The 18,032-nt window shown below is 60.7% G+C and carries 15 protein-coding genes and 1 tRNA gene; 14 read left to right on the top strand and 2 right to left on the bottom strand.

Going from position 1 to position 18,032, the window contains the following annotated elements; all coding sequences use genetic code 11:
- Positions 1-95: 95 nt before the first annotated feature.
- The 11 genes from DQW91_RS14745 to DQW91_RS14695 all read left to right on the top strand — a co-directional run bounded on the left by DQW91_RS14745 (position 96) and on the right by DQW91_RS14695 (position 14,779).
- On the top strand, positions 96-1,025 hold the full coding sequence (locus DQW91_RS14745; RefSeq protein WP_112664413.1) for an HpcH/HpaI aldolase/citrate lyase family protein: 930 nt from the start codon (positions 96-98) through the stop codon (positions 1,023-1,025).
- Between the two features lie 18 nt (positions 1,026-1,043).
- Positions 1,044-2,096 (top strand): MaoC family dehydratase, encoded by a 1,053-nt coding sequence (locus tag DQW91_RS14740; RefSeq protein WP_112664412.1) that lies wholly within the window; start codon positions 1,044-1,046, stop codon positions 2,094-2,096.
- Positions 2,093-3,151, top strand: coding sequence for an MBL fold metallo-hydrolase (locus tag DQW91_RS14735; RefSeq protein ID WP_157961462.1), 1,059 nt, complete (start codon positions 2,093-2,095; stop codon positions 3,149-3,151). Before DQW91_RS14740 ends, DQW91_RS14735 begins: the two co-directional genes overlap by 4 nt.
- A 30-nt stretch (positions 3,152-3,181) precedes the next feature.
- Positions 3,182-4,060 carry an HpcH/HpaI aldolase/citrate lyase family protein gene (locus tag DQW91_RS14730; RefSeq protein WP_112664410.1) on the top strand — a complete coding sequence of 293 codons (879 nt, stop codon included), beginning with the start codon at positions 3,182-3,184 and terminating at the stop codon, positions 4,058-4,060.
- A gap of 448 nt (positions 4,061-4,508) precedes the next feature.
- Positions 4,509-4,598, top strand: a complete 90-nt coding sequence (gene kdpF / locus DQW91_RS14725; protein ID WP_112664409.1) for a K(+)-transporting ATPase subunit F — start codon at positions 4,509-4,511, stop codon at positions 4,596-4,598.
- A 12-nt stretch (positions 4,599-4,610) separates the two neighbouring features.
- Positions 4,611-6,320, top strand: a complete 1,710-nt coding sequence (gene kdpA, locus DQW91_RS14720) for a potassium-transporting ATPase subunit KdpA (RefSeq protein ID WP_112664408.1) — start codon at positions 4,611-4,613, stop codon at positions 6,318-6,320.
- A gap of 10 nt (positions 6,321-6,330) precedes the next feature.
- Complete coding sequence (kdpB, locus tag DQW91_RS14715; protein WP_112664407.1) at positions 6,331-8,388, top strand: potassium-transporting ATPase subunit KdpB; 2,058 nt, start codon at positions 6,331-6,333, stop codon at positions 8,386-8,388.
- Between the two features lie 12 nt (positions 8,389-8,400).
- A complete protein-coding gene (gene kdpC / locus DQW91_RS14710) occupies positions 8,401-9,000 on the top strand; it encodes a potassium-transporting ATPase subunit KdpC (RefSeq protein WP_112664406.1) in 600 nt (199 codons plus the stop codon).
- Positions 9,001-9,046: 46 nt separating this feature from the next.
- Entirely contained in the window at positions 9,047-11,728 is a 2,682-nt protein-coding gene (locus DQW91_RS14705; protein WP_112664405.1) for a sensor histidine kinase, read from the top strand.
- Positions 11,725-12,417 (top strand): response regulator, encoded by a 693-nt coding sequence (locus tag DQW91_RS14700; protein ID WP_112664404.1) that lies wholly within the window; start codon positions 11,725-11,727, stop codon positions 12,415-12,417. Before DQW91_RS14705 ends, DQW91_RS14700 begins: the two co-directional genes overlap by 4 nt.
- 151 nt (positions 12,418-12,568) lie before the next feature.
- Positions 12,569-14,779, top strand: a complete 2,211-nt coding sequence (locus DQW91_RS14695; RefSeq protein ID WP_198411875.1) for a calcium-binding protein — start codon at positions 12,569-12,571, stop codon at positions 14,777-14,779.
- 255 nt (positions 14,780-15,034) lie between these two features.
- On the opposite strand, the gene DQW91_RS14690 is transcribed toward DQW91_RS14695, so the two are convergent.
- Positions 15,035-15,124 (bottom strand) — tRNA-Ser (locus DQW91_RS14690).
- 196 nt (positions 15,125-15,320) lie between these two features.
- Here DQW91_RS14690 and DQW91_RS14685 point away from each other — a divergent pair.
- From DQW91_RS14685 to DQW91_RS14675, 3 genes are all read left to right on the top strand, one after another.
- A complete protein-coding gene (locus tag DQW91_RS14685) occupies positions 15,321-15,644 on the top strand; it encodes a PetM family of cytochrome b6f complex subunit 7 (protein ID WP_157961461.1) in 324 nt (107 codons plus the stop codon).
- A gap of 81 nt (positions 15,645-15,725) precedes the next feature.
- Positions 15,726-16,385 carry a peptide-methionine (S)-S-oxide reductase MsrA gene (msrA, locus tag DQW91_RS14680; RefSeq protein ID WP_112664401.1) on the top strand — a complete coding sequence of 220 codons (660 nt, stop codon included), beginning with the start codon at positions 15,726-15,728 and terminating at the stop codon, positions 16,383-16,385.
- 76 nt (positions 16,386-16,461) lie between these two features.
- Entirely contained in the window at positions 16,462-16,980 is a 519-nt protein-coding gene (locus tag DQW91_RS14675) for a TIGR00645 family protein (protein ID WP_112664400.1), read from the top strand.
- Positions 16,981-17,068: 88 nt separating this feature from the next.
- Here DQW91_RS14675 and mepA read toward each other — a convergent pair whose 3' ends face one another.
- Entirely contained in the window at positions 17,069-17,980 is a 912-nt protein-coding gene (gene mepA / locus DQW91_RS14670; protein ID WP_112664399.1) for a penicillin-insensitive murein endopeptidase, read from the bottom strand.
- Between the last annotated feature and the right edge of the window lie 52 nt (positions 17,981-18,032).

Here is an 18,032-nt window from a genome sequence, read left to right as displayed (position 1 = left end):
GAAGAAATTCGTCGCGTCAAAACCCGCCTTCCGGAAACGGTTCGAACGTGTCTTGATCGCGGGGACATGCCGCCGCTGTGCTACGGGAGAGAGAGATGATCGCAAGATCGCAGAGATTGCGCCGCTGCCAACTCGCAGTTCCTGGATCGAGCGACAAGATGATGGCCAAGGCCGCGTCGCTCGATGTCGACCACGTCTTCCTCGATCTCGAGGATGCGGTCGCGCCAGCAGCGAAGGTTCCTGCCCGCGCTCAAATCGTCCAGGCACTCAACACATTGGATTGGGGACGAAGCATACGCTGCGTGCGGGTCAACGATCTCGATACTCACTATGCCTATGAGGACATCATAACGGTCGTCGAAGGGGCCGGAGCGAATCTCGACACCATCATGGTTCCGAAGGTGAAATCCGCCTGCGACGTGCGCTTCGTCGATCGCCTGCTATCACAGATCGAAGGCAAACTCGGTCTCAAGCGACGCATCGGCATTGAAGTTCTCATCGAGGAAGCCGAGGCCATCATGAGAGTCGAGGAGATCGCCGGAGCGTCCGATCGGCTTGAAGCGCTGATCTTCGGAATGGGCGACTACTCAGCCTCGCAGGGAATTGATCCGCGGGCCATTTCCGGCGACACCGGCTATCCCGGCGATATCTGGCATTATGCCCGCTATAAAATGATCGTGGCGGCACGGACCTATGGTCTTGATGCCATCGACGGGCCGTTCGTGAACTTCAAGGACCAGGATTACTTCCGTGTCGAATGCATCCGCGCGCTGCAGCTCGGAGCGGTTGGAAAATGGGCGATCCATCCAAGCCAGGTCGCCATCGCACAAGAAGCGTTCAGCCCCTCGCAGACGGAAGTCGACCGCGCTTATAAAGCCGTTGCCGCTTATCGCGAGGCGCAAGGACAGGGCCTCGGCGCCATCCAAGTCGACGGTCAGATGGTGGATGTCGCGACCGTGCGCCTCGTGCAACGCATCATCGACCGGGCCGAGCTTGCTGGCATCAAGCCGACGGCCGACATTTGAGCCGCAAGGATTTCTCACATGGCCAAGGCTTCCAGTGGCAATTTCTTCGAGGATTTCCGGCTCGGTCAGGAAATCGTACACGCCGTGCCGCGCACCATCACGACGGGTGATGTCGCACTTTACTCCGCGCTTTACGGTATGCGCTTTGCCATGCAGTCCTCGGACGCTTTCGCACAGTCGTGTGGTCTTGCACGGGCGCCGATTGATAATTTTCTTCTTTTTCACGTTATTTTTGGCAAGACCGTTCCCGACATATCTCTAAACGCGGTCGCCAATCTGGGCTACGCCGAATGTCGCTTTCTCGCGCCCGCGTGGCCGGGTGACAGCTTCACGGCGCGCAGCGAGGTCATCGGTCTGCGCGAGAACGCCAACGGTAAGACGGGCATCGTTTACGTCCGCTCGACAGGTTACAATCAGCACGGCGTAGCGGTGTTGACGTTCGTGCGCTGGGTCATGGTGAACAAGCGTGATGCATCCGTTGCGGCACCGGACACAGTCATCCCCGAACTGGCGTCCGAGGTCGCCGGCGATGCGATTGTCATCCCGGACGGACTCGATTTTTCAGGCTATGCCCCCTCGCTCGCGGGAAGCCCTTATTTTTTCGATGACTATGGGCCGGGAGAGCGCATCGACCACATCGACGGCATGACCATCGAAGAAGCTGAGCACCAGATTGCGACACGCCTTTATCAGAATACCGCGAAAGGCCATTTCGATGCCGTTCTGCAGGCGTCGAGCCGGTTCGGACGACGGATCGTCTATGGTGGTCACATCATCTCGCTGGCGCGTTCGCTCTCGTTCAATGGGCTTGCCAATGGCTGTGTTGTCGCTGCCATTAACGGCGGTCGGCACGTCAACGCGGCAGCTGCCGGAGATACGATCTATTGCTGGTCGGAAGTCCTGGACAAATGCACGTTTCCAGAGCGCACCGATATTGGAGCGCTGCGCGTTCGCACCATCGCCACCAAGGATTTGGACTGCGCTTCCTATCCTGCTCCAGGCGGGCAGGAGGAGGCTTCCGTTCTGCTCGATCTCGACTATTGGCTGCTCATTCCCCGCAGCGCCGCATGACCGATCGGATCAGATCCATGGTGTCAAGAACGAGCAAGCTGGAATTTCCCTGGAATGCTCCGCCCGGAAAGGGCGAAGTCACAGAGATTTCGCCCGGCCTGCTCTGGGCACGCCTGCCCCTGCCGTTCCGGCTCGACCACGTCAATGTCTGGCTGCTGGAAGATGACGACGGGTGGACCGTGATAGACACGGGCTGTGCAACGCCCGAATTGTTCGACGTATGGGAGACGCTGCTGGCAGGGCCTATGCGAGGCCTGCCGGTGCGTCGCGTCGTTGCGACCCATGGACACGTGGATCATATTGGCCTGTCGGGCTGGCTTGTCGAACGTTTTGAGGCTGACTTCGTCGGCACTTTCGCCGAATGGATATGGGCCCGGCTCACCCATATGCACGATGTGCCGAATTCTAGCGCGACACACCATTCCTATCTTATCAGGCACGGCTTCGACGAATCCGTCGCCGACGGGATGATCAAAAGCCGCAATCGCTTCATCGACTTGTCCGGGCCGATCCCCGGCGCCATCACCGAAATACGCGACGGTCATACAATACGCTTCGGCCGCCGGGACTGGCGCGTCCTTGTCACACGGGGGCATGCTTTCGAACACGCCTCGTTCTACGACTCTGTATCCGATATCTTGATTTCCGGTGATCACCTTCTTCCGAGAATATCGCCGGTCATTGCCGTCTACGAGATGACGCCGACGGCTGACCCGCTGGCGGACTATCTCGCCTCGTTTCCGCAATTCGCTGACATCCCGGCGCGGACGCTCGTCCTTCCCTCGCATGGAATGCCCTATCGCGGCATCCATGAACGAATCGAAGAGCTGCGCGACCATCACCGCAAGCGCCTCGACGCGACCGCGAACTCCCTCTCCGTACCAAGGACCGCGCTCGACCTTTCGCGGACGATGTTCCCGCATATCGAGGGGCCGGACAATATCGGCTTCGCGCTCGGCGAGACCCTTGCCCACATCAACTATCTGGTTAACAGCGGCGTTGTGCAGGAAGGCCGCGACGCGAACGGGCGAGCGATATTCACCGCGCGCTCCTGACCTGCAGGACACTACAATTCATAAGAGGCAATGATGACGCTAGCGCGTGCGCGCCGTTCCGTCCTGTATGTTCCGGCCGCCAATGAGAGGGCGATGACCAAGGCCGAATCGCTGGCCTGCGATGCGATCATTTTCGACCTCGAGGACGCAGTCGCCGCATCGGTCAAAGCCGATGCTCGCGCGGCGCTTCAGGCACATTTCTCCGCAAGCCCGACTTCGACGAAGGGGCGCATCATCCGCGTCAATGGCGCCGCGACCGCCTGGGGAGCCGAAGACCTTGCCGTAGCGAGCGTCTGCAAGCCGGATGCGGTATTGCTGCCGAAGGTAGAGACTGCGGAACAGGTGCTCGAGGTTCGTACGGCGCTAGATCGATCAAACGCTCCCGACACGCGGCTTTGGGCGATGATCGAGACGCCGCTCGGGATCGTCAATATCCGCGAGATCGCGGCCCTCGGAGCAAAGCCGTCGATCGGGCTCGAATGTCTTGTCGCCGGCACCAACGATCTCGCCAAGGAAACCGGGCTACCGCTTCCCGAAGGTCGCTCCACCATGATGCTCTGGCTGGCCTCGGTGATCATCCACGCCCGCGCTTTCGGGCTCGACGTCCTCGATGGTGTCTACAACGATTTCAACGATGCCGATGGCTTTACGGCCGAATGTCGTCAGGGTGTGAACATGGGTTTTGGTGGGAAAACGCTGATTCATCCCAAGCAGATCGAACCCGCCAACACGGCTTTCTCGCCAGACACGGCCTTGATCGAGGAGGCGCGCGCGATCGTCGCCGCCTTTGCCGCCCCGGAGAATTCCCAGCGCGGTGTCTTATCGCTGAACGGTAGGATGGTTGAACGGCTCCACGCAGAGATGGCGGCGCGCACGCTCGCCAAGGCCGGGATTGTTTTCAACGGATGAATCGTCTGCCTGCTATCCATCCCAATCTACCGGGCAGTTCTTTTGCAGCTTTTGGAGCTTCGCCTCGCTCGGCTATGACGTGAGGGTGTTAAGAGAGGCTAGCGAGTACGGTTGCGATTTCGGGAGCCCTAATGCCCAGAAAAATAAAGACAATTTTCGTCAGATTTCTTCCGATCACGGCTGAAGAGACAAGTTCGCACTAAGGGAATTGCCCAGCGGAGGCCTACAATGAAGATACTGACGGGGTGAAGGCGGCGAGTTTATGCCGCCTTTATTTTTGGCACCACACTTCCCAATCGAGATTTGATGGTCACCAGGCGTAGCGTTCAGCACTCACTTTAGGGTGCTGTCATGTCTGACCTTGTCTATCTTCTTACTGGCCTCGGGTTTTTTGCGCTCATGGCGCTCTATGCCCGCATGGCCGAGCGGCTTTGAGGGAGGCTGATCCATGTCCCTCGATTTTTTCCTTGGCGGCATCGTTGCATTGGGCCTCGCCGCCTACCTCGTCCTGGCTTTGCTCAGGCCGGAACGGTTCTAGGAGGTCCAGCCAATGATCCTCAACGGTTGGCTCCAAATTGCCATCATTCTCGCAACCGTCCTGCTGGCGGCCGTGCCGCTCGGTGCCTTCATGGCCAAGGTCTATGCAGGAAAGCGCACCCTTCTTTCGCCCGTGCTTGGACCTGTTGAGCGCGGCTTCTATGCTCTGGCAGGTGTCGATCCCGCCCGCGAGCAAGGCTGGCGGGCTTACGCCTTTGCGATGCTCCTGTTCAACGCGGCGGGCTTTGTGCTGCTCTACGCTATTTTGAGACTGCAAGGTTTCCTGCCTTTCAATCCGCAGAGTTTTGGAGCGCTTTCTCCCGATCTCGCTTTCAATACCGCGGTCTCGTTCGTCACCAACACAAACTGGCAATCCTATGCCGGCGAGACGACTATGAGCCATCTTTCGCAGATGGCGGGGCTGACTGTGCAGAACTTTCTCTCCGCTGCGACGGGGCTTGCCTTGGCGATGGCGCTGGTCCGGGGTTTTGCCCGCTCCAAGGCAGGCACGGTCGGCAACTTCTGGGTCGATATGACCCGCTCGACCCTCTATCTGCTTCTGCCATTGTCATTTGTCACGGCCATTCTGCTCGTGGCACTCGGGATGCCACAGACGATGCTCGCATCCGTCGATGCGACGACGCTGGAGGGCGCCAAGCAGACGGTTGCCCTCGGACCTGTCGCCAGCCAGATCGCGATCAAACAGCTCGGCACTAATGGCGGCGGCTTCTTCAACGTGAATGCTGCCCACCCCTTCGAGAATCCGACGGCTCTGACGAACTTCGTCCAGATTTGGCAGATGCTGGTGATCTCGGTCGCCATCGTTTTCACCTTCGGGCGGCTGATCGGTGACAGCCGACAGGCTCGTGCTCTGGTCTGGGTGATGGGCATCCTGCTCGTGGCAGGCATCGCGATCACTTATGCAGCGGAAGCGGCAGGAACGCCGATGCTGCATCAGGCTGGGATCAACCCTGCGGACGGCAATATGGAGGGCAAGGAGGTCCGCTTCGGACTTGCTCTGTCCGCTCTCTGGGCTGCCGTCACGACGGGCCTGTCCTGCGGCGCAGTGAACGCGATGCACGCGAGCTTCACGCCCATCGGCGGACTTATTCCGATGTTCCTGATGCAACTTGGCGAAATCCTTCCGGGCGGTGTCGGCTCAGGTCTCTACGGCATCCTCGTTATGGCGATCATCGCCGTGTTCGTCGGGGGACTCATGGTGGGCCGCACGCCGGAGTATCTCGGCAAGAAGATCGAGGCGAAGGAGGTCAAGATGGCGATGCTGGCCGTCCTGATCCTGCCGACCGCCATCCTGGGCTTCTCGGCGGTTGCCGCCGTGCTCCCGCAGGGGCTCGCCGGGCTGCTCAATGCCGGGCCGCACGGCCTCTCGGAGATCCTCTACGCCTATTCGTCAGCCACAGGAAACAATGGCTCCGCCTTTGCCGGACTCACCGCCAATTCGCCCTGGTACAACACGACGCTCGGGCTTGCGATGCTGCTGGGCCGCTTCGCCTACATCGTGCCGATGCTGGCCATCGCGGGTTCGCTCGCGGCCAAGACAAAGCTCGAGTCTTCAACGGGCACGTTTCCGACCCATGGGCCGCTGTTCATCGGCCTTTTGATCGGCGTGATCCTGATCCTCGGCGGTCTCCAGTTTTTCCCGGCTCTCGCCCTCGGCCCCATCGCCGAGCAGGTGATGATGCTAACTGGTAAAACATTCTGACAGGTGCTCCATGAGCAAGCATATTCAACCGACCATCTCGATGTTCGATGGAGCAATCCTGCGCCAAGCGGTCCTCGACTCCGTCAAGAAGCTCAATCCCGGCGACCTCATCCGCAACCCGGTCATCTTTGTGACGGAAGTGGTGGCCTTGTTGGTGACCGTTCTGTTCGCCCGCGATCTCGTGGCAGGCGCATCCGCGTTCTTCACGGGGCAGATCGCGGCATGGCTCTGGTTCACGGTGATCTTCGCCAATTTCGCGGAGGCCGTGGCCGAAGGGCGCGGCCGGGCGCAGGCAGACACTTTGCGCCAGGCACGCACGCAGACCATCGCCAGACGACTCTACGATCCTGAGCAAAAGGGGCATCATGCAACGGTGCCGGCTCTCGATCTGAAAGTGGGAGATTTCGTTCTGGTGGAGGCGGGGGATCTGATCCCCGGAGACGGCGAAATTGTGGAAGGCATCGCCTCGGTCAATGAGGCAGCGATCACAGGCGAATCCGCGCCCGTCATTCGCGAGTCGGGCGGCGACCGCTCCGCCGTCACAGGCGGCACGACCGTGATTTCCGACTGGCTCGTCATCCGTATCACGGCGGCGTCCGGTTCCTCGTTCCTGGACCGGATGATCGCACTCGTGGAGGGGGCTGAGCGCCAGAAGACCCCGAACGAGATCGCCCTCAACGTTCTCCTGGCGGGCATGACCATCGTCTTCCTGATTGCTGTCGTGACGCTTGCAGGTTTGGGGCGCTACTCGGGCGCCGATGTTCCTGTCCCGGTCCTGGTGGCGCTGCTCGTGACATTGATCCCGACGACCATTGGCGGCCTTCTCTCGGCCATCGGCATCGCGGGCATGGATCGCCTCATCCGCTTCAATGTGCTGGCCATGTCAGGGCGCGCTGTGGAAGCGGCGGGCGACGTGGACACGCTGCTTCTCGACAAAACAGGGACCATCACCTTCGGCAACCGCATGGCATCCGAGATCATCCCGGTTTCCGGTGTCACGGAGCATGAGGCGGCCGAGGCGGCTCTTCTCGCTAGCCTCGCGGACGAGACAGCGGAGGGCCGTTCCATCGTGACGCTGGTTCAGGACAAGTACGGCGTGAAAGCCCCGGAGCAGTCTCCGGAGAATGTACGTTTCATCGAATTCTCTGCGACAACCCGCCTTTCCGGCGTCGATCTCGGCACGCGCACTTTGCGAAAAGGAGCCGTTGATGCCGTGCTCCGTTTCGTGCGTGACGCCAGCGGAAAGAACGTTTCTGACACAGGCTTCGCCGCTGCCGTGGATCGCATTGCCCGCTCGGGTGGAACTCCGCTTGGATTGACCGACGGGAGCAGGCTTCTCGGCGTCATTCACCTGAAGGACGTGGTGAAAGCCGACATCAAGGAACGCTTTGCGGAGTTGCGCCGCATGGGCATTCGCACCGTCATGGTGACCGGGGACAATCCGGTGACGGCGGCGGCCATTGCCTCGGAAGCAGGCGTTGACGACTTCATTGCAGAGGCAACGCCGCAGGACAAACTCGATTACATTCGCCGTGCGCAAGTCGAAGGGCGTCTCGTCGCCATGTGCGGCGACGGCACGAACGACGCCCCGGCCTTGGCTCAGGCGGATGTCGGCGTTGCCATGCAGTCCGGCACACAGGCTGCACGCGAGGCAGGCAACATGGTGGATCTCGACTCCAATCCGACGAAGCTCATCGAGATCGTCGGCATCGGCAAGCAGCTCCTCATGACACGTGGATCGCTGACCACGTTTTCCATCGCGAACGATGTCGCCAAATACTTCGCGATCATCCCGGCTCTGTTCGTAACGGCGATCCCTGAACTCAGGAGCCTCAATGTCATGGGCCTCTCGACACCACAGAGCGCCATTCTCTCGGCAGTGATCTTCAATGCCCTTGTCATCATCGCGCTGATCCCGCTTGCCTTGCGGGGCGTCTCCTACCGTCCGCTCGGTGCGGCAACTCTGCTGCGCCGCAATCTTCTGGTGTACGGCCTCGGCGGCATCGTCGTGCCGTTCATCGGCATCAAGATCATCGACCTTGCGGTCACCGTGATTGGCTGGGCTTAACAGGAGGCCGACATGTCTTACCTTCGTCCCGCACTTGTCCTGCTCCTGCTGTTCACAGCCCTGACGGGACTTGCCTATCCCTTCGCCGTGACGGGCATCGGACAGGCTCTCTTTCCCGCGCAGGCCAATGGGAGTCTCATCGAAAAGAATGGCAACGTGGTCGGATCCGACCTGATCGGGCAGACCTTCACGTCCGACCGCTATCTCTGGCCGCGTCCCTCGGCCACGAGTGCAGCCGATCCCAATGATCCATCGAAGACGGTGGATGCTCCTTACAATGCGGCGGCTTCGACAGGATCCAATCTGGGGCCGACATCCCAGAAGCTGGCGGATCGTCTGACGGCGTCCTCGGATGCCTGGCGCAAAGCCGGATTGGCACAGCCAATTCCAGGCGATGCCATCACCACGTCCGGCAGCGGCCTCGATCCGCATATCTCCCCTGCCTTCGCGAAGGCTCAAGTCGCTCGAATTGCCTCAGTCAGAAACATGTCCGAGGCTCAGGTGCGACAGGTCATCGAAACTGCAACGGAGGGGCGGACATTCGGCCTCCTTGGAGAGCCACGGGTCAATGTTCTGCGGGTTAACCAGGCGCTAGACAAACTGGGTTCTTGAGGGGTGCCGCAATGGCTTATTGTGGGATAGCGGAGGCCCCGTCCTGATGGCTCTGACTGAGACGCCCCGTGCGTCCCCCGACGCGCTTCTTACCCTCGCCAACCGCGAGGGTCGTGGCCGCCTCAAGATTTTTCTTGGGGCGGCTCCTGGCGTTGGGAAGACCTATGCCATGCTCCAGGCCGGGCGGACGGCACGGGAAGGCGGGACAGACGTGGTGATCGGCCTTGTCGAAACCCACGGGCGTCAGGAAACGGAAGAGCTTCTGCAAGGCTTCGAGATCCTGCCTCGACTGTCAGTCCCTTACCGGGGCCGGATGGTGCAGGAATTCGATCTCGATGCCGCGCTTCTGCGCCGTCCTCGGCTCATCCTCGTTGACGAATATGCCCACACCAATGCCCCGGGCAGCCGTCATCCGAAGCGGTGGCAGGATATCGAGGAGCTGCTGGCGACGGGGATCGACGTCTGGACGACGCTGAACATCCAGCATCTCGAAAGCCTCAACGATGTCATTCAGCGCATCACACGCGTTCGCGTGCGCGAGACCGTACCGGATACGGCTTTCGACGAAGCAGATGAACTCGTTCTGGTCGATCTGCCTCCGGATGAGCTTCTCAAAAGGCTGGCAGAGGGAAAGGTCTACGTTCAGGATACGGCAGCTCGCGCCGTTGACAATTTCTTCCGTCCCAACAACCTCGTTGCCCTGCGCGAGTTGGCGCTGCGTCGTGCCGCCGAGCGCATCGACAGCGATCTGCTCGAACGGATGCAGAGCGGCGGCGTCGAAGGGCCCTGGGCGGCAGGGGAGCGCATCCTGGTCTGTGTCGGCACCGACGAGAGCTCACCGGCGGTGGTGCGCCATGCCAAAAGGTTGGCCGATGCGATTGGTGCTCCTTGGCTTGCCGTGACCGTGGAACGGCCAGGCACGATCCTCGATAACGAGGAACGGCGGCGCGTCGACGAGGCGCTTCAACTTGCCGAGCGCCTGGGCGCCGAGGAGACCAAAACTCTCGTCGCTGGTGATATGGTTCAGGAGCTTCTGCGCTTCGCTCGGTTTGAGAACGTCACACAGATCGTGGTAGGACGATCCCGTGGTGGCTTATGGTCCGAACTTGTCGGGCATTCCTTGCCCCATCAACTGGTTCATCATGCCGAGGACATCGCCATTCATGTCGTGACCCCCAAGGACGGGCAAGCTCGGAAGGTGCGATGGTGGAATCGCATATCACGGATGAAGGTCAGCCAGTCGTGGGCGCCTTTCCTGTGGTCCGCCCTTGCCGTTGCCGCGGCTATTGTTATCGGGCTGGCGATGACCTCCGTGGTCTCGCTGCCGAACGTCTCGATGATCTTCCTGGTGGCCGTGCTGTTCGCTGCCGTTCGGTTCGGGATCTGGCCCGCCGTTGTCAGCTCGATCCTGTCGTTTCTTGGCTATAATTTCTTCTTCATCGACCCGGTCTACACCTTCACAGTCGCCCGCCCGCACGAGCTGCTTGCTCTGTTTATCTTTCTTGGCGCGGCCGTTCTAACCTCGGCCATTGCCGGACGGGCGCGGGAGCAGGCTTCGGCTGCCGTCAGCCGGGCGCGGGCAACGCGACGGCTCTACGAGTTTACTCGCAGGCTGTCGAGCTTCCCCGATGCCAATGCGGTCGCCGAGGGAGCCGTCGTCGAATTGAACGGCTATCTTCATCGTCCGGCCGCAATCCTCCTGCCCCAGAACGACATCCTTGAGCTTGCGGCCTCCTGGCCTCCGGAAGACCAGCTCGATACCGCTTCAGCCTCGGCGGCACGCTGGGCTTACGAGAAGGACGAGGCGGCTGGCGCTGGAACAGGGACATTGCCGTCGGCCCGCTGGCTCTTTCTGCCCCTGCGCTCCTCCCATGGCCGTGTCGGAGTCATGGGCCTTGCGCTTGATGGAAACATGCTCGACTCGGAAGCCCGGACCCTCGCCGAGACTGTTACGGAGCTGACGGCCGCAGCCATGGAGCGGGCACGGCTGGCCCGCGAAATCACGGCAGCCCATACTGCGACCGAGACTGAACGGGTACGCAACACACTGCTGACCTCGATCAGCCATGACTTCCGCACGCCTCTCGCTTCCATCCTCGGAGCGGCGACCAGCCTCATCGACTACGGGCCGAGAATGCCGGAACGCGCCCGCCAAGATCTGCTCGATCAGGTGAAGGACGAGGCGGAGCATCTCGATCGCATGGTCCGCAACCTGTTGTCGATGACGCGCGTCGAGGCAGGAGCCCTTGAGCTTCGCCGTGATTGGGTCGATGTCCGGGAGGCCTTCGACAGGGTCGTGGCTCTCGCGAGACGGCGGGGGGCGACGCAAGGCTTCCGGGTTGCCATCGAGCCGGATATTCCCTTCGTTCTGGCCGATCCTTCTCTGCTCGATCAGGCTCTTGCCAACATCGTCGGCAATGCCGTCCGCTATGCAGGACCTGAGGCGCAGGTCGAGCTGGCGGCGCATCAGGAGGGAGGTGAGATCGTGCTCTGCGTGACGGACAATGGACCGGGCATTTCCTCAACGCTGCTCCCGAAGGTTTTCGAAAAGTTTGCCCGTGGCCGCGAACAAGACGGCGACGGGGGCGAAGGCACGGGGCTGGGACTTGCGATCGCGAAAGGGATTGTCGATGCGCATGGCGGATCGATTGCTGCGGAAAGCCCTGTCGCAGACGGCCACGGCGCGTGCATCTCGATCCGGCTGCCGCTGAAGGAGACAAAGCCATGACCACCCCGACGCGGGTGCTTGTCATCGATGACGAACCAGCGATCTTCCGTTTCCTCAAACCAGCTCTTGAAGCGAACGATTACGAAGCGGTCAGCGCAGGAACGGCAGCCGAGGGCTTGAAGCGCATTGCAGGGGATGCGCCCGATGTGGTCGTGCTTGATCTCGGCCTTCCCGATATGGATGGCAAGGACGTGATCGCCCGCGTGCGAGAATGGTCCGACGTGCCGATCATCGTACTGTCCGCCCGCGACCGCGAGGCTGAGAAGATAGCTGCGCTTGATCTGGGTGCGGACGACTTTGTCAATAAACCGTTCGGCATGGGCGAGCTCATGGCCCGCCTGCGCACGGCCCTGCGCCACCGCATGCAGCGCAAGGGCGAAACTCCGGTCGTCAGTGTAGGAGGATTGGAGATCGACATTCCCCGACGTCGAGTGACGTTACAAGGAGCTGATGTGAGCCTCAGTCCCAAGGAATTCGATCTCCTCGCCTTTCTCGCGAGCCATGCAGGCAAAGTGGTAACGCACAAGCAAATCCTCACTGCTGTCTGGGGCGCTGCCCACGAGAACGACACCCAATATCTGCGGGTCTATGTCGGCCAGCTCCGGCAGAAGATCGAGCCCAACCCCTCCGATCCGCGCTTTCTTCTGACGGAGCCTGGCATTGGTTACCGCCTGATCGATGCGGTCTAGTCCTCAGCTGGGCTCGTAATCGAACGTTCCAGGACTAAGTCTCTGATCTTCCCAAACCTAGCGCTTCATCGAGGGAAGTCCGGGGCATTCGCCTTTAGGATGCAGCCGAGCCCGCATGGGCCGAATAATCGCATCCTCAAAGGATTATGCCATGGCAACTCCCGTTCCAGTCGCTCCGTTCTTCAAGCTTAATGCCACAGGCACGTTGTCTACCAACAGCGCTACGGCTGTACTCAAGGATGGAACTTTCGTTTTCGTCTGGGGCGAGGATAGTTCGATTGTCAACGATCCGGAGACGGGCGAAGAGACGGTGATTTCGACCGTGCATGCCCAGCGCTTCTACGCCAACGGCGAAAAGTTCGGCTCTGAGATCATCGTCGACAGGGCATCGAACGCCAGTGCGAATGCGATCTACAACAACGATCCGGATGTTGTCGCGCTAGCGAATGGTGGCTTCGCCGTGTCCTGGACTCAGCTCGGATCCGTCGGCGAAGAGTTGACGTCGGAGGTATTTTACCGAGCGTTCGATGCTGCAGGTGCGGGTAGCCCGGTTCGGCATGCTCCGGTGGTTGGATCGTATAAATCCAACTCCGTGCTGACGGCTATGAACGATGGCAGCTTCGTTCTCAGCTATTCCGCTTCGGACGAAGCGTCCGTTTCCACGGAAATTCAGCGATACGATGCAACCGGAAGCGCCATTGGAGGCGTGTTTTCCGTCGGGTCTGGAACGCCGGAGAGTCTGGCAACTCTGAAGAACGGCAATTATGTCGTCATCACAAGTGAGCTAGGCTCCTCCATTCGCGGCTATATTTGCCGGCCGGATGGGACACTGGTCGACACTGGTGGCTTCACCGTCAATGAAACGGTTGGAAGTAAAGCTTTTCGGCCCAGCGTCACCGTACTTGCCGATGGGCGGTTTGTCGTCGCCTATACCGAGAGATCCGAAGTTTTAGGAGATGGATCGGGCTATTCGATTCGCGGTCGAATCTATACCGCGGACGGGACAGCATCCGGTGACGATTTCCAGATCAACATTACTGAACGGGATTACCAGCGCTGGCCGTCCCTTACGGCGCTGCCCAATGGCGGTTTTGCTGTCGCGTATCAAGACATGCTTGGCCTCGACGGACCCTCATCCAGCCGTGAGGCTTCCATCCGTGTGGTCACGTTCGATAAATTTGGGCAGCATGACAGTGACGAATACACTGTGGTGAGCGGAAAGTATTGGGATGGGCTGGAAAGTTTCGAGCTGGCTGCGGTGCCGGATGGGCGCCTGATCATCACCTGGACGAGTAACGATTCGTTCAAGAATCCGTACAGCGCGGCTCAGTTGCTGGATCCCCGCATCGATCCGCTCGATTGGGTTGGTACGGGTAGCAGCGATAACTTCGTCGGCACCCGTTTGAACGATCATCTCAGCGGCATCGGTGGCGCGGACCGGCTGTATGGCGATGCGGGCTCGGATGAACTCAATGGCGGATTGGGCGCAGATACCCTTGATGGTGGCACCGGCTTCGATGTTGCTTCCTATAAGGGCGCACAAAGCGGTGTCACGGCCAGCCTTGAAACGGGTGTTGGAACTGGCGGCGAAGCCGCTGGTGACAGCTTCGTGAGCATAGAAGGTCTCATCGGATCATCGCATAACGATCATTTGTCGGGCAATGCGGGAGACAATGAACTCGCTGGAGGGCTCGGCGCTGATATTCTGGAGGGAAAAGGCGGAAACGATCTTTACCGCGTGGATGCAGGCGATCAGGTGATCGAGAGCGCCAACGGAGGCATCGATACCGTCGTGGCAGACACGAGCTTTACCCTCGCGCGTTCGGCGGAAGTCGAGAACCTCCGGACGGACAGTATATTCGGCGTGGCCAGCATCTCTCTGGTTGGAAGCGACACGGCTAACTCCATCCAGGGCAATGCCGGCAGCAATGTGCTCAAGGGGCGCGGAGGCGACGATATCGTGACGGGCGAGAGCGGCAACGACAAGCTCTATGGTGAGGCCGGTCAGGATGTGCTGACGGGTGGGCTGGGCAGGGACATCTTCGTGTTCGACACGAAGCTGTCGAAGTCCTCCAAGGTGAACAAGGCAAACCTGGACAGGATCACCGATTTCAGCGTCAAGGACGACACGATCCATCTGGCCAAGAGCGTGTTCACGAAGCTTGCGAAGGAGGGCGTGCTCCAGGCTGGCGAGTTTTATGCCGGCACGAAGGCGCATGATCAGGATGACCGGATCATCTACAACAAGAAGACGGGCGCCTTGTACTACGATGCCGACGGCACCGGTACGGCTTCGCAGGTGCAGATCGCCACGCTCTCCAAGAATCTCAAGATGACCTACAAGGACTTCTTCGTCATTTGACGACCGGGTCCAAGCTCAGGGAAAGCGAAAACCCTGAACCTGCGGTTTTATGAGGCCCTGCCGGAGTTCATCTGGCAGGGCTTTTCCTTGCAGTATTCAAAGAGGAAGTGAGTTCGACAGTCGCTCAGAGGGTGATTGAAGTCTTGAATTCGCCTTGCCAGAGAATGCGATTTGCCGAAAAGCGCCGACATTTCGGGGCCACTTGCAGGCTTGGCGCGGAATTTAATAACTGAATAATATCAAAGGGTTAGACAGTGGCGGAGGGAGCGGGATTCGAACCCGCGATACGGTTGCCCGTATACACACTTTCCAGGCGTGCGCCTTCAACCACTCGGCCACCCCTCCTGCGCGCAACTCCGTTACGAAGTCGCCGGCTTCGGGCTATTTCCGCCACGAGCCGAATGCTGTGTGGGTCCCTCTATCGCTAAATGGAGTTGGAAGGCAAGTCGTTCTTCGCGTCGTTCCTGCGGAAAATGGCCAAGCTCGCCTTGCCAAGCGAGGCGGGCGCCCTATGGTTCCCCTCTCGGTTTGGAGGGGTGTCGTGAAGCTTTTGGCTCGGTTGCTGGGACTCGTGCTTGTGGCCGGTGGTTTTGTCGGTCTTGTGGTCGATGGCACCCGGTCTCTTGTCAACAACGCCCTCTCGCTCGCGACGATCCGGGAGGTTGTCGAGGCGTTGTCGTCGCAGGCGATTCCCCGCCTGCAGGCTGTCGTGACGCAGAATCTCGGCCTCTGGCTTTGGGACCCTGTCCTGGTCGATCTCCTGCGGGTGCCAGCCTCCATCGCCGCCTTTGTCCTGGGGATTTGCCTGCTATGGTTCGGCCAGCAGAAACCGCCTGAGCCCATCGGCTACCTGGCGAGCCGATAGGCAGAGCGCACAAGATGGTGAAACGGGCTCGTTTGCGGGGCCAAGGGCGCTTACATAGGGTGTCCAGCCAAGGAGCCCCTCATGTTCAATCTGCGCAAGCGTCTCGATCTCCCGACTAGCGCCGAAGCTTTGCCGGGGCGCTCTCAAGCCATCGCAACCGCTGAGCGGCACTTCGTGAACGGCCGCTCTCTCAAGGGGCCTTATCCTGACGGCTTCGAGACCGCCTTGTTCGGGCTCGGTTGCTTCTGGGGAGCGGAGCGCAAGTTCTGGCAGCTCGGGGAGGGGGTCCATGTCACGGCTGTCGGCTATTCCGGCGGGCCGACGCCCAATCCAACCTATGAAGAGGTGTGCGGCGGGCTCACCGGCCACAACGAGGTCGTGCTCGTCGTCTTCGACCCGAAGGCGATTTCCTACGATGCGTTATTGAGGACGTTCTTCGAGAGCCATGACCCGACGCAGGGCATGCGGCAGGGCAACGATATCGGCACGCAATACCGCTCCGGGATCTATGTGTTTAACGATGCGCAGCGTGAGGCGGCGGAGGCTGCGAAGAAGGCCTATGGCGAGGCTCTCGCGCAGAGCGGCTACGGACCCGTCACGACGGAGATCCTGCCGGCGGGGGCGTTCTATTTCGCCGAAGATTATCATCAGCAGTATCTCGCCAAGAATCCGGATGGCTATTGCGGCCTCGGCGGCACCGGCGTGTCCTGCCCGATAGGCGTCGGGGTCGCCGCCTCTTAAGAGCTGACGCCTTCCGTCTTGCGCATGTCACGCGCCCGTGGCATCCCCCGACAGGCGCAAATCGAGAGGGCATGCGATGATCGAGAAGGTTCTGGAGCGGTTTCTGTTCGCCAGCCGCTGGCTTCTCGCCCCGTTCTATGTGGGGCTGGTGGTCACCCTCGGCATTCTCATGCTCAAGGCGCTGCAGGAGCTTTGGCACTTCGTCCTGCATGTGCCGCAGGCTACCGAGGCGGACGTGATTCTCGGCGTGTTGACGCTGATCGACCTGACGCTGACAGGGTCGCTGATCATCATCGTGATCTTCTCGGGCTACGAGAACTTCGTCTCCAAGATCGATGCCGCCGACCATAAGGATTGGCCCGAGTGGATGGGCAAGATCGACTTCACCGGGCTGAAGTTGAAGCTGCTCTCGTCCATTGTCGCGATCTCCGCGATTCAGGTGCTGAAGGCGTTCATGAATCTGGACAACATCTCCGACCGCAATCTCGGCTGGCTGGTGGGAATCCATCTCGTCTTCGTCGGGTCCGGCGTCATCCTGGCGTTGACGGACCGCATCGCCGAAGGCGGCGGCTCTCACAAAACCGTCAAGGAATAGCGGTGCGTTTCCAGAACGCTCTCGCCTCGATCTCTTCTTGAAAGACGCATGATCCGTGACAACCGTTTCCGCTTGTCACGGTGCTTGTTCAGGGCGCGAAAAGCACCTGCCGGCATTCGGCGGGGAGTTGCGCCAGCGTCATCGGAGGGCGGGGCTTGCCGGGCTTGGGGTGCAGCATCTCCGGCGTGAACCAGTTCGCCAGTTCCGCTCCGCAGCCGTCGCCGGTGGGAGGCGGATCCTGATCCGTGCAGGCTGTGTCACCGGCAGGGCAGGCGAGGCGAATGTGGAAGTGATAGTTGTGTCCCCACATCGGCCTGACTTTAGAGAGCCAACCGCGATCAGCGCCCGCCTCGCGGCACAGCGCCCGCTTGATCGCCGGGTTGACGAAGATCCGCGCGACCTCGCGCTCCTTCGCCACCGCGCGGATGAGCGGCAGGTGCTGCGGCGTCCATGTGGATGGATCGATGTCGAGAAGATCGGGGCGCACCATGTCGGTCGCGGACATCTCCTCCCGTTCGAGCCGTGAGAGGCGGCGGTTCGGCATCGGCGTCAGCCACACATCGGCATCGAGGCCGAGCTGATGCGAGGCGTGGCCCGTCAACATCGGGCCGCCGCGCGGTTGCGACATGTCGCCGACAAGAAGCCCCGGCCAGCCGTTGATCTGAGGCACTTGCAGCGCAAGCCGCGAGAGAAAGGCGACCAGCCGCGGATGGCCCCAGTTGCGATTGCGCGAAAGACGCATGACCTGCCATGCGTCCCCGTCGACCGGCAGAGCGCTTGCACCGGCGATGCAGCCGCGCGCATAGCCGCCGATGGCGTTCGGGCCCATCGCCGCTGGCGACGTGCTGCGGCCGAACAATTCCTTGGCGGCGACGCTTGGATCCTGTGGGTTGGCGATCGCTGGCAGGGGCTTTGGATTGAGGCTGCCTTTGTCCTGCGCCAAGGCATGACCGGAGAAGGCGAGTCCAAGGCCGATGGTCATCCAGTGAAGGGTTGTCATTGACGGGCGGGTTCCTGTCGCTCGTGTTCTCAAAGGGCCGCGCATTCTCCTA

The sequence above is a fragment of the Microvirga flavescens genome, from assembly GCF_003290125.1.
Lineage (GTDB): Bacteria > Pseudomonadota > Alphaproteobacteria > Rhizobiales > Beijerinckiaceae > Microvirga > Microvirga flavescens.
The sequence above is the reverse complement of the archived record's forward strand: the minus strand, read 5'-3'. Positions and strand labels throughout refer to the sequence as shown.

Coding starts and splice junctions, on each gene's coding strand:
- DQW91_RS14730 (WP_112664410.1), top strand. CDS start 3,182: ATGATGACGCTAGCGCGTGCGCGCCGTTCCGTCCTGTATGTTCCGGCC.
- kdpF (WP_112664409.1), top strand. CDS start 4,509: ATGTCCCTCGATTTTTTCCTTGGCGGCATCGTTGCATTGGGCCTCGCC.
- DQW91_RS14695 (WP_198411875.1), top strand. CDS start 12,569: ATGGCAACTCCCGTTCCAGTCGCTCCGTTCTTCAAGCTTAATGCCACA.
- msrA (WP_112664401.1), top strand. CDS start 15,726: ATGTTCAATCTGCGCAAGCGTCTCGATCTCCCGACTAGCGCCGAAGCT.
- kdpB (WP_112664407.1), top strand. CDS start 6,331: ATGAGCAAGCATATTCAACCGACCATCTCGATGTTCGATGGAGCAATC.
- DQW91_RS14705 (WP_112664405.1), top strand. CDS start 9,047: ATGGCTCTGACTGAGACGCCCCGTGCGTCCCCCGACGCGCTTCTTACC.
- kdpC (WP_112664406.1), top strand. CDS start 8,401: ATGTCTTACCTTCGTCCCGCACTTGTCCTGCTCCTGCTGTTCACAGCC.
- DQW91_RS14745 (WP_112664413.1), top strand. CDS start 96: ATGATCGCAAGATCGCAGAGATTGCGCCGCTGCCAACTCGCAGTTCCT.
- DQW91_RS14735 (WP_157961462.1), top strand. CDS start 2,093: ATGACCGATCGGATCAGATCCATGGTGTCAAGAACGAGCAAGCTGGAA.
- mepA (WP_112664399.1), bottom strand. CDS start 17,980: ATGACAACCCTTCACTGGATGACCATCGGCCTTGGACTCGCCTTCTCC.
- DQW91_RS14675 (WP_112664400.1), top strand. CDS start 16,462: ATGATCGAGAAGGTTCTGGAGCGGTTTCTGTTCGCCAGCCGCTGGCTT.
- DQW91_RS14740 (WP_112664412.1), top strand. CDS start 1,044: ATGGCCAAGGCTTCCAGTGGCAATTTCTTCGAGGATTTCCGGCTCGGT.
- DQW91_RS14700 (WP_112664404.1), top strand. CDS start 11,725: ATGACCACCCCGACGCGGGTGCTTGTCATCGATGACGAACCAGCGATC.
- kdpA (WP_112664408.1), top strand. CDS start 4,611: ATGATCCTCAACGGTTGGCTCCAAATTGCCATCATTCTCGCAACCGTC.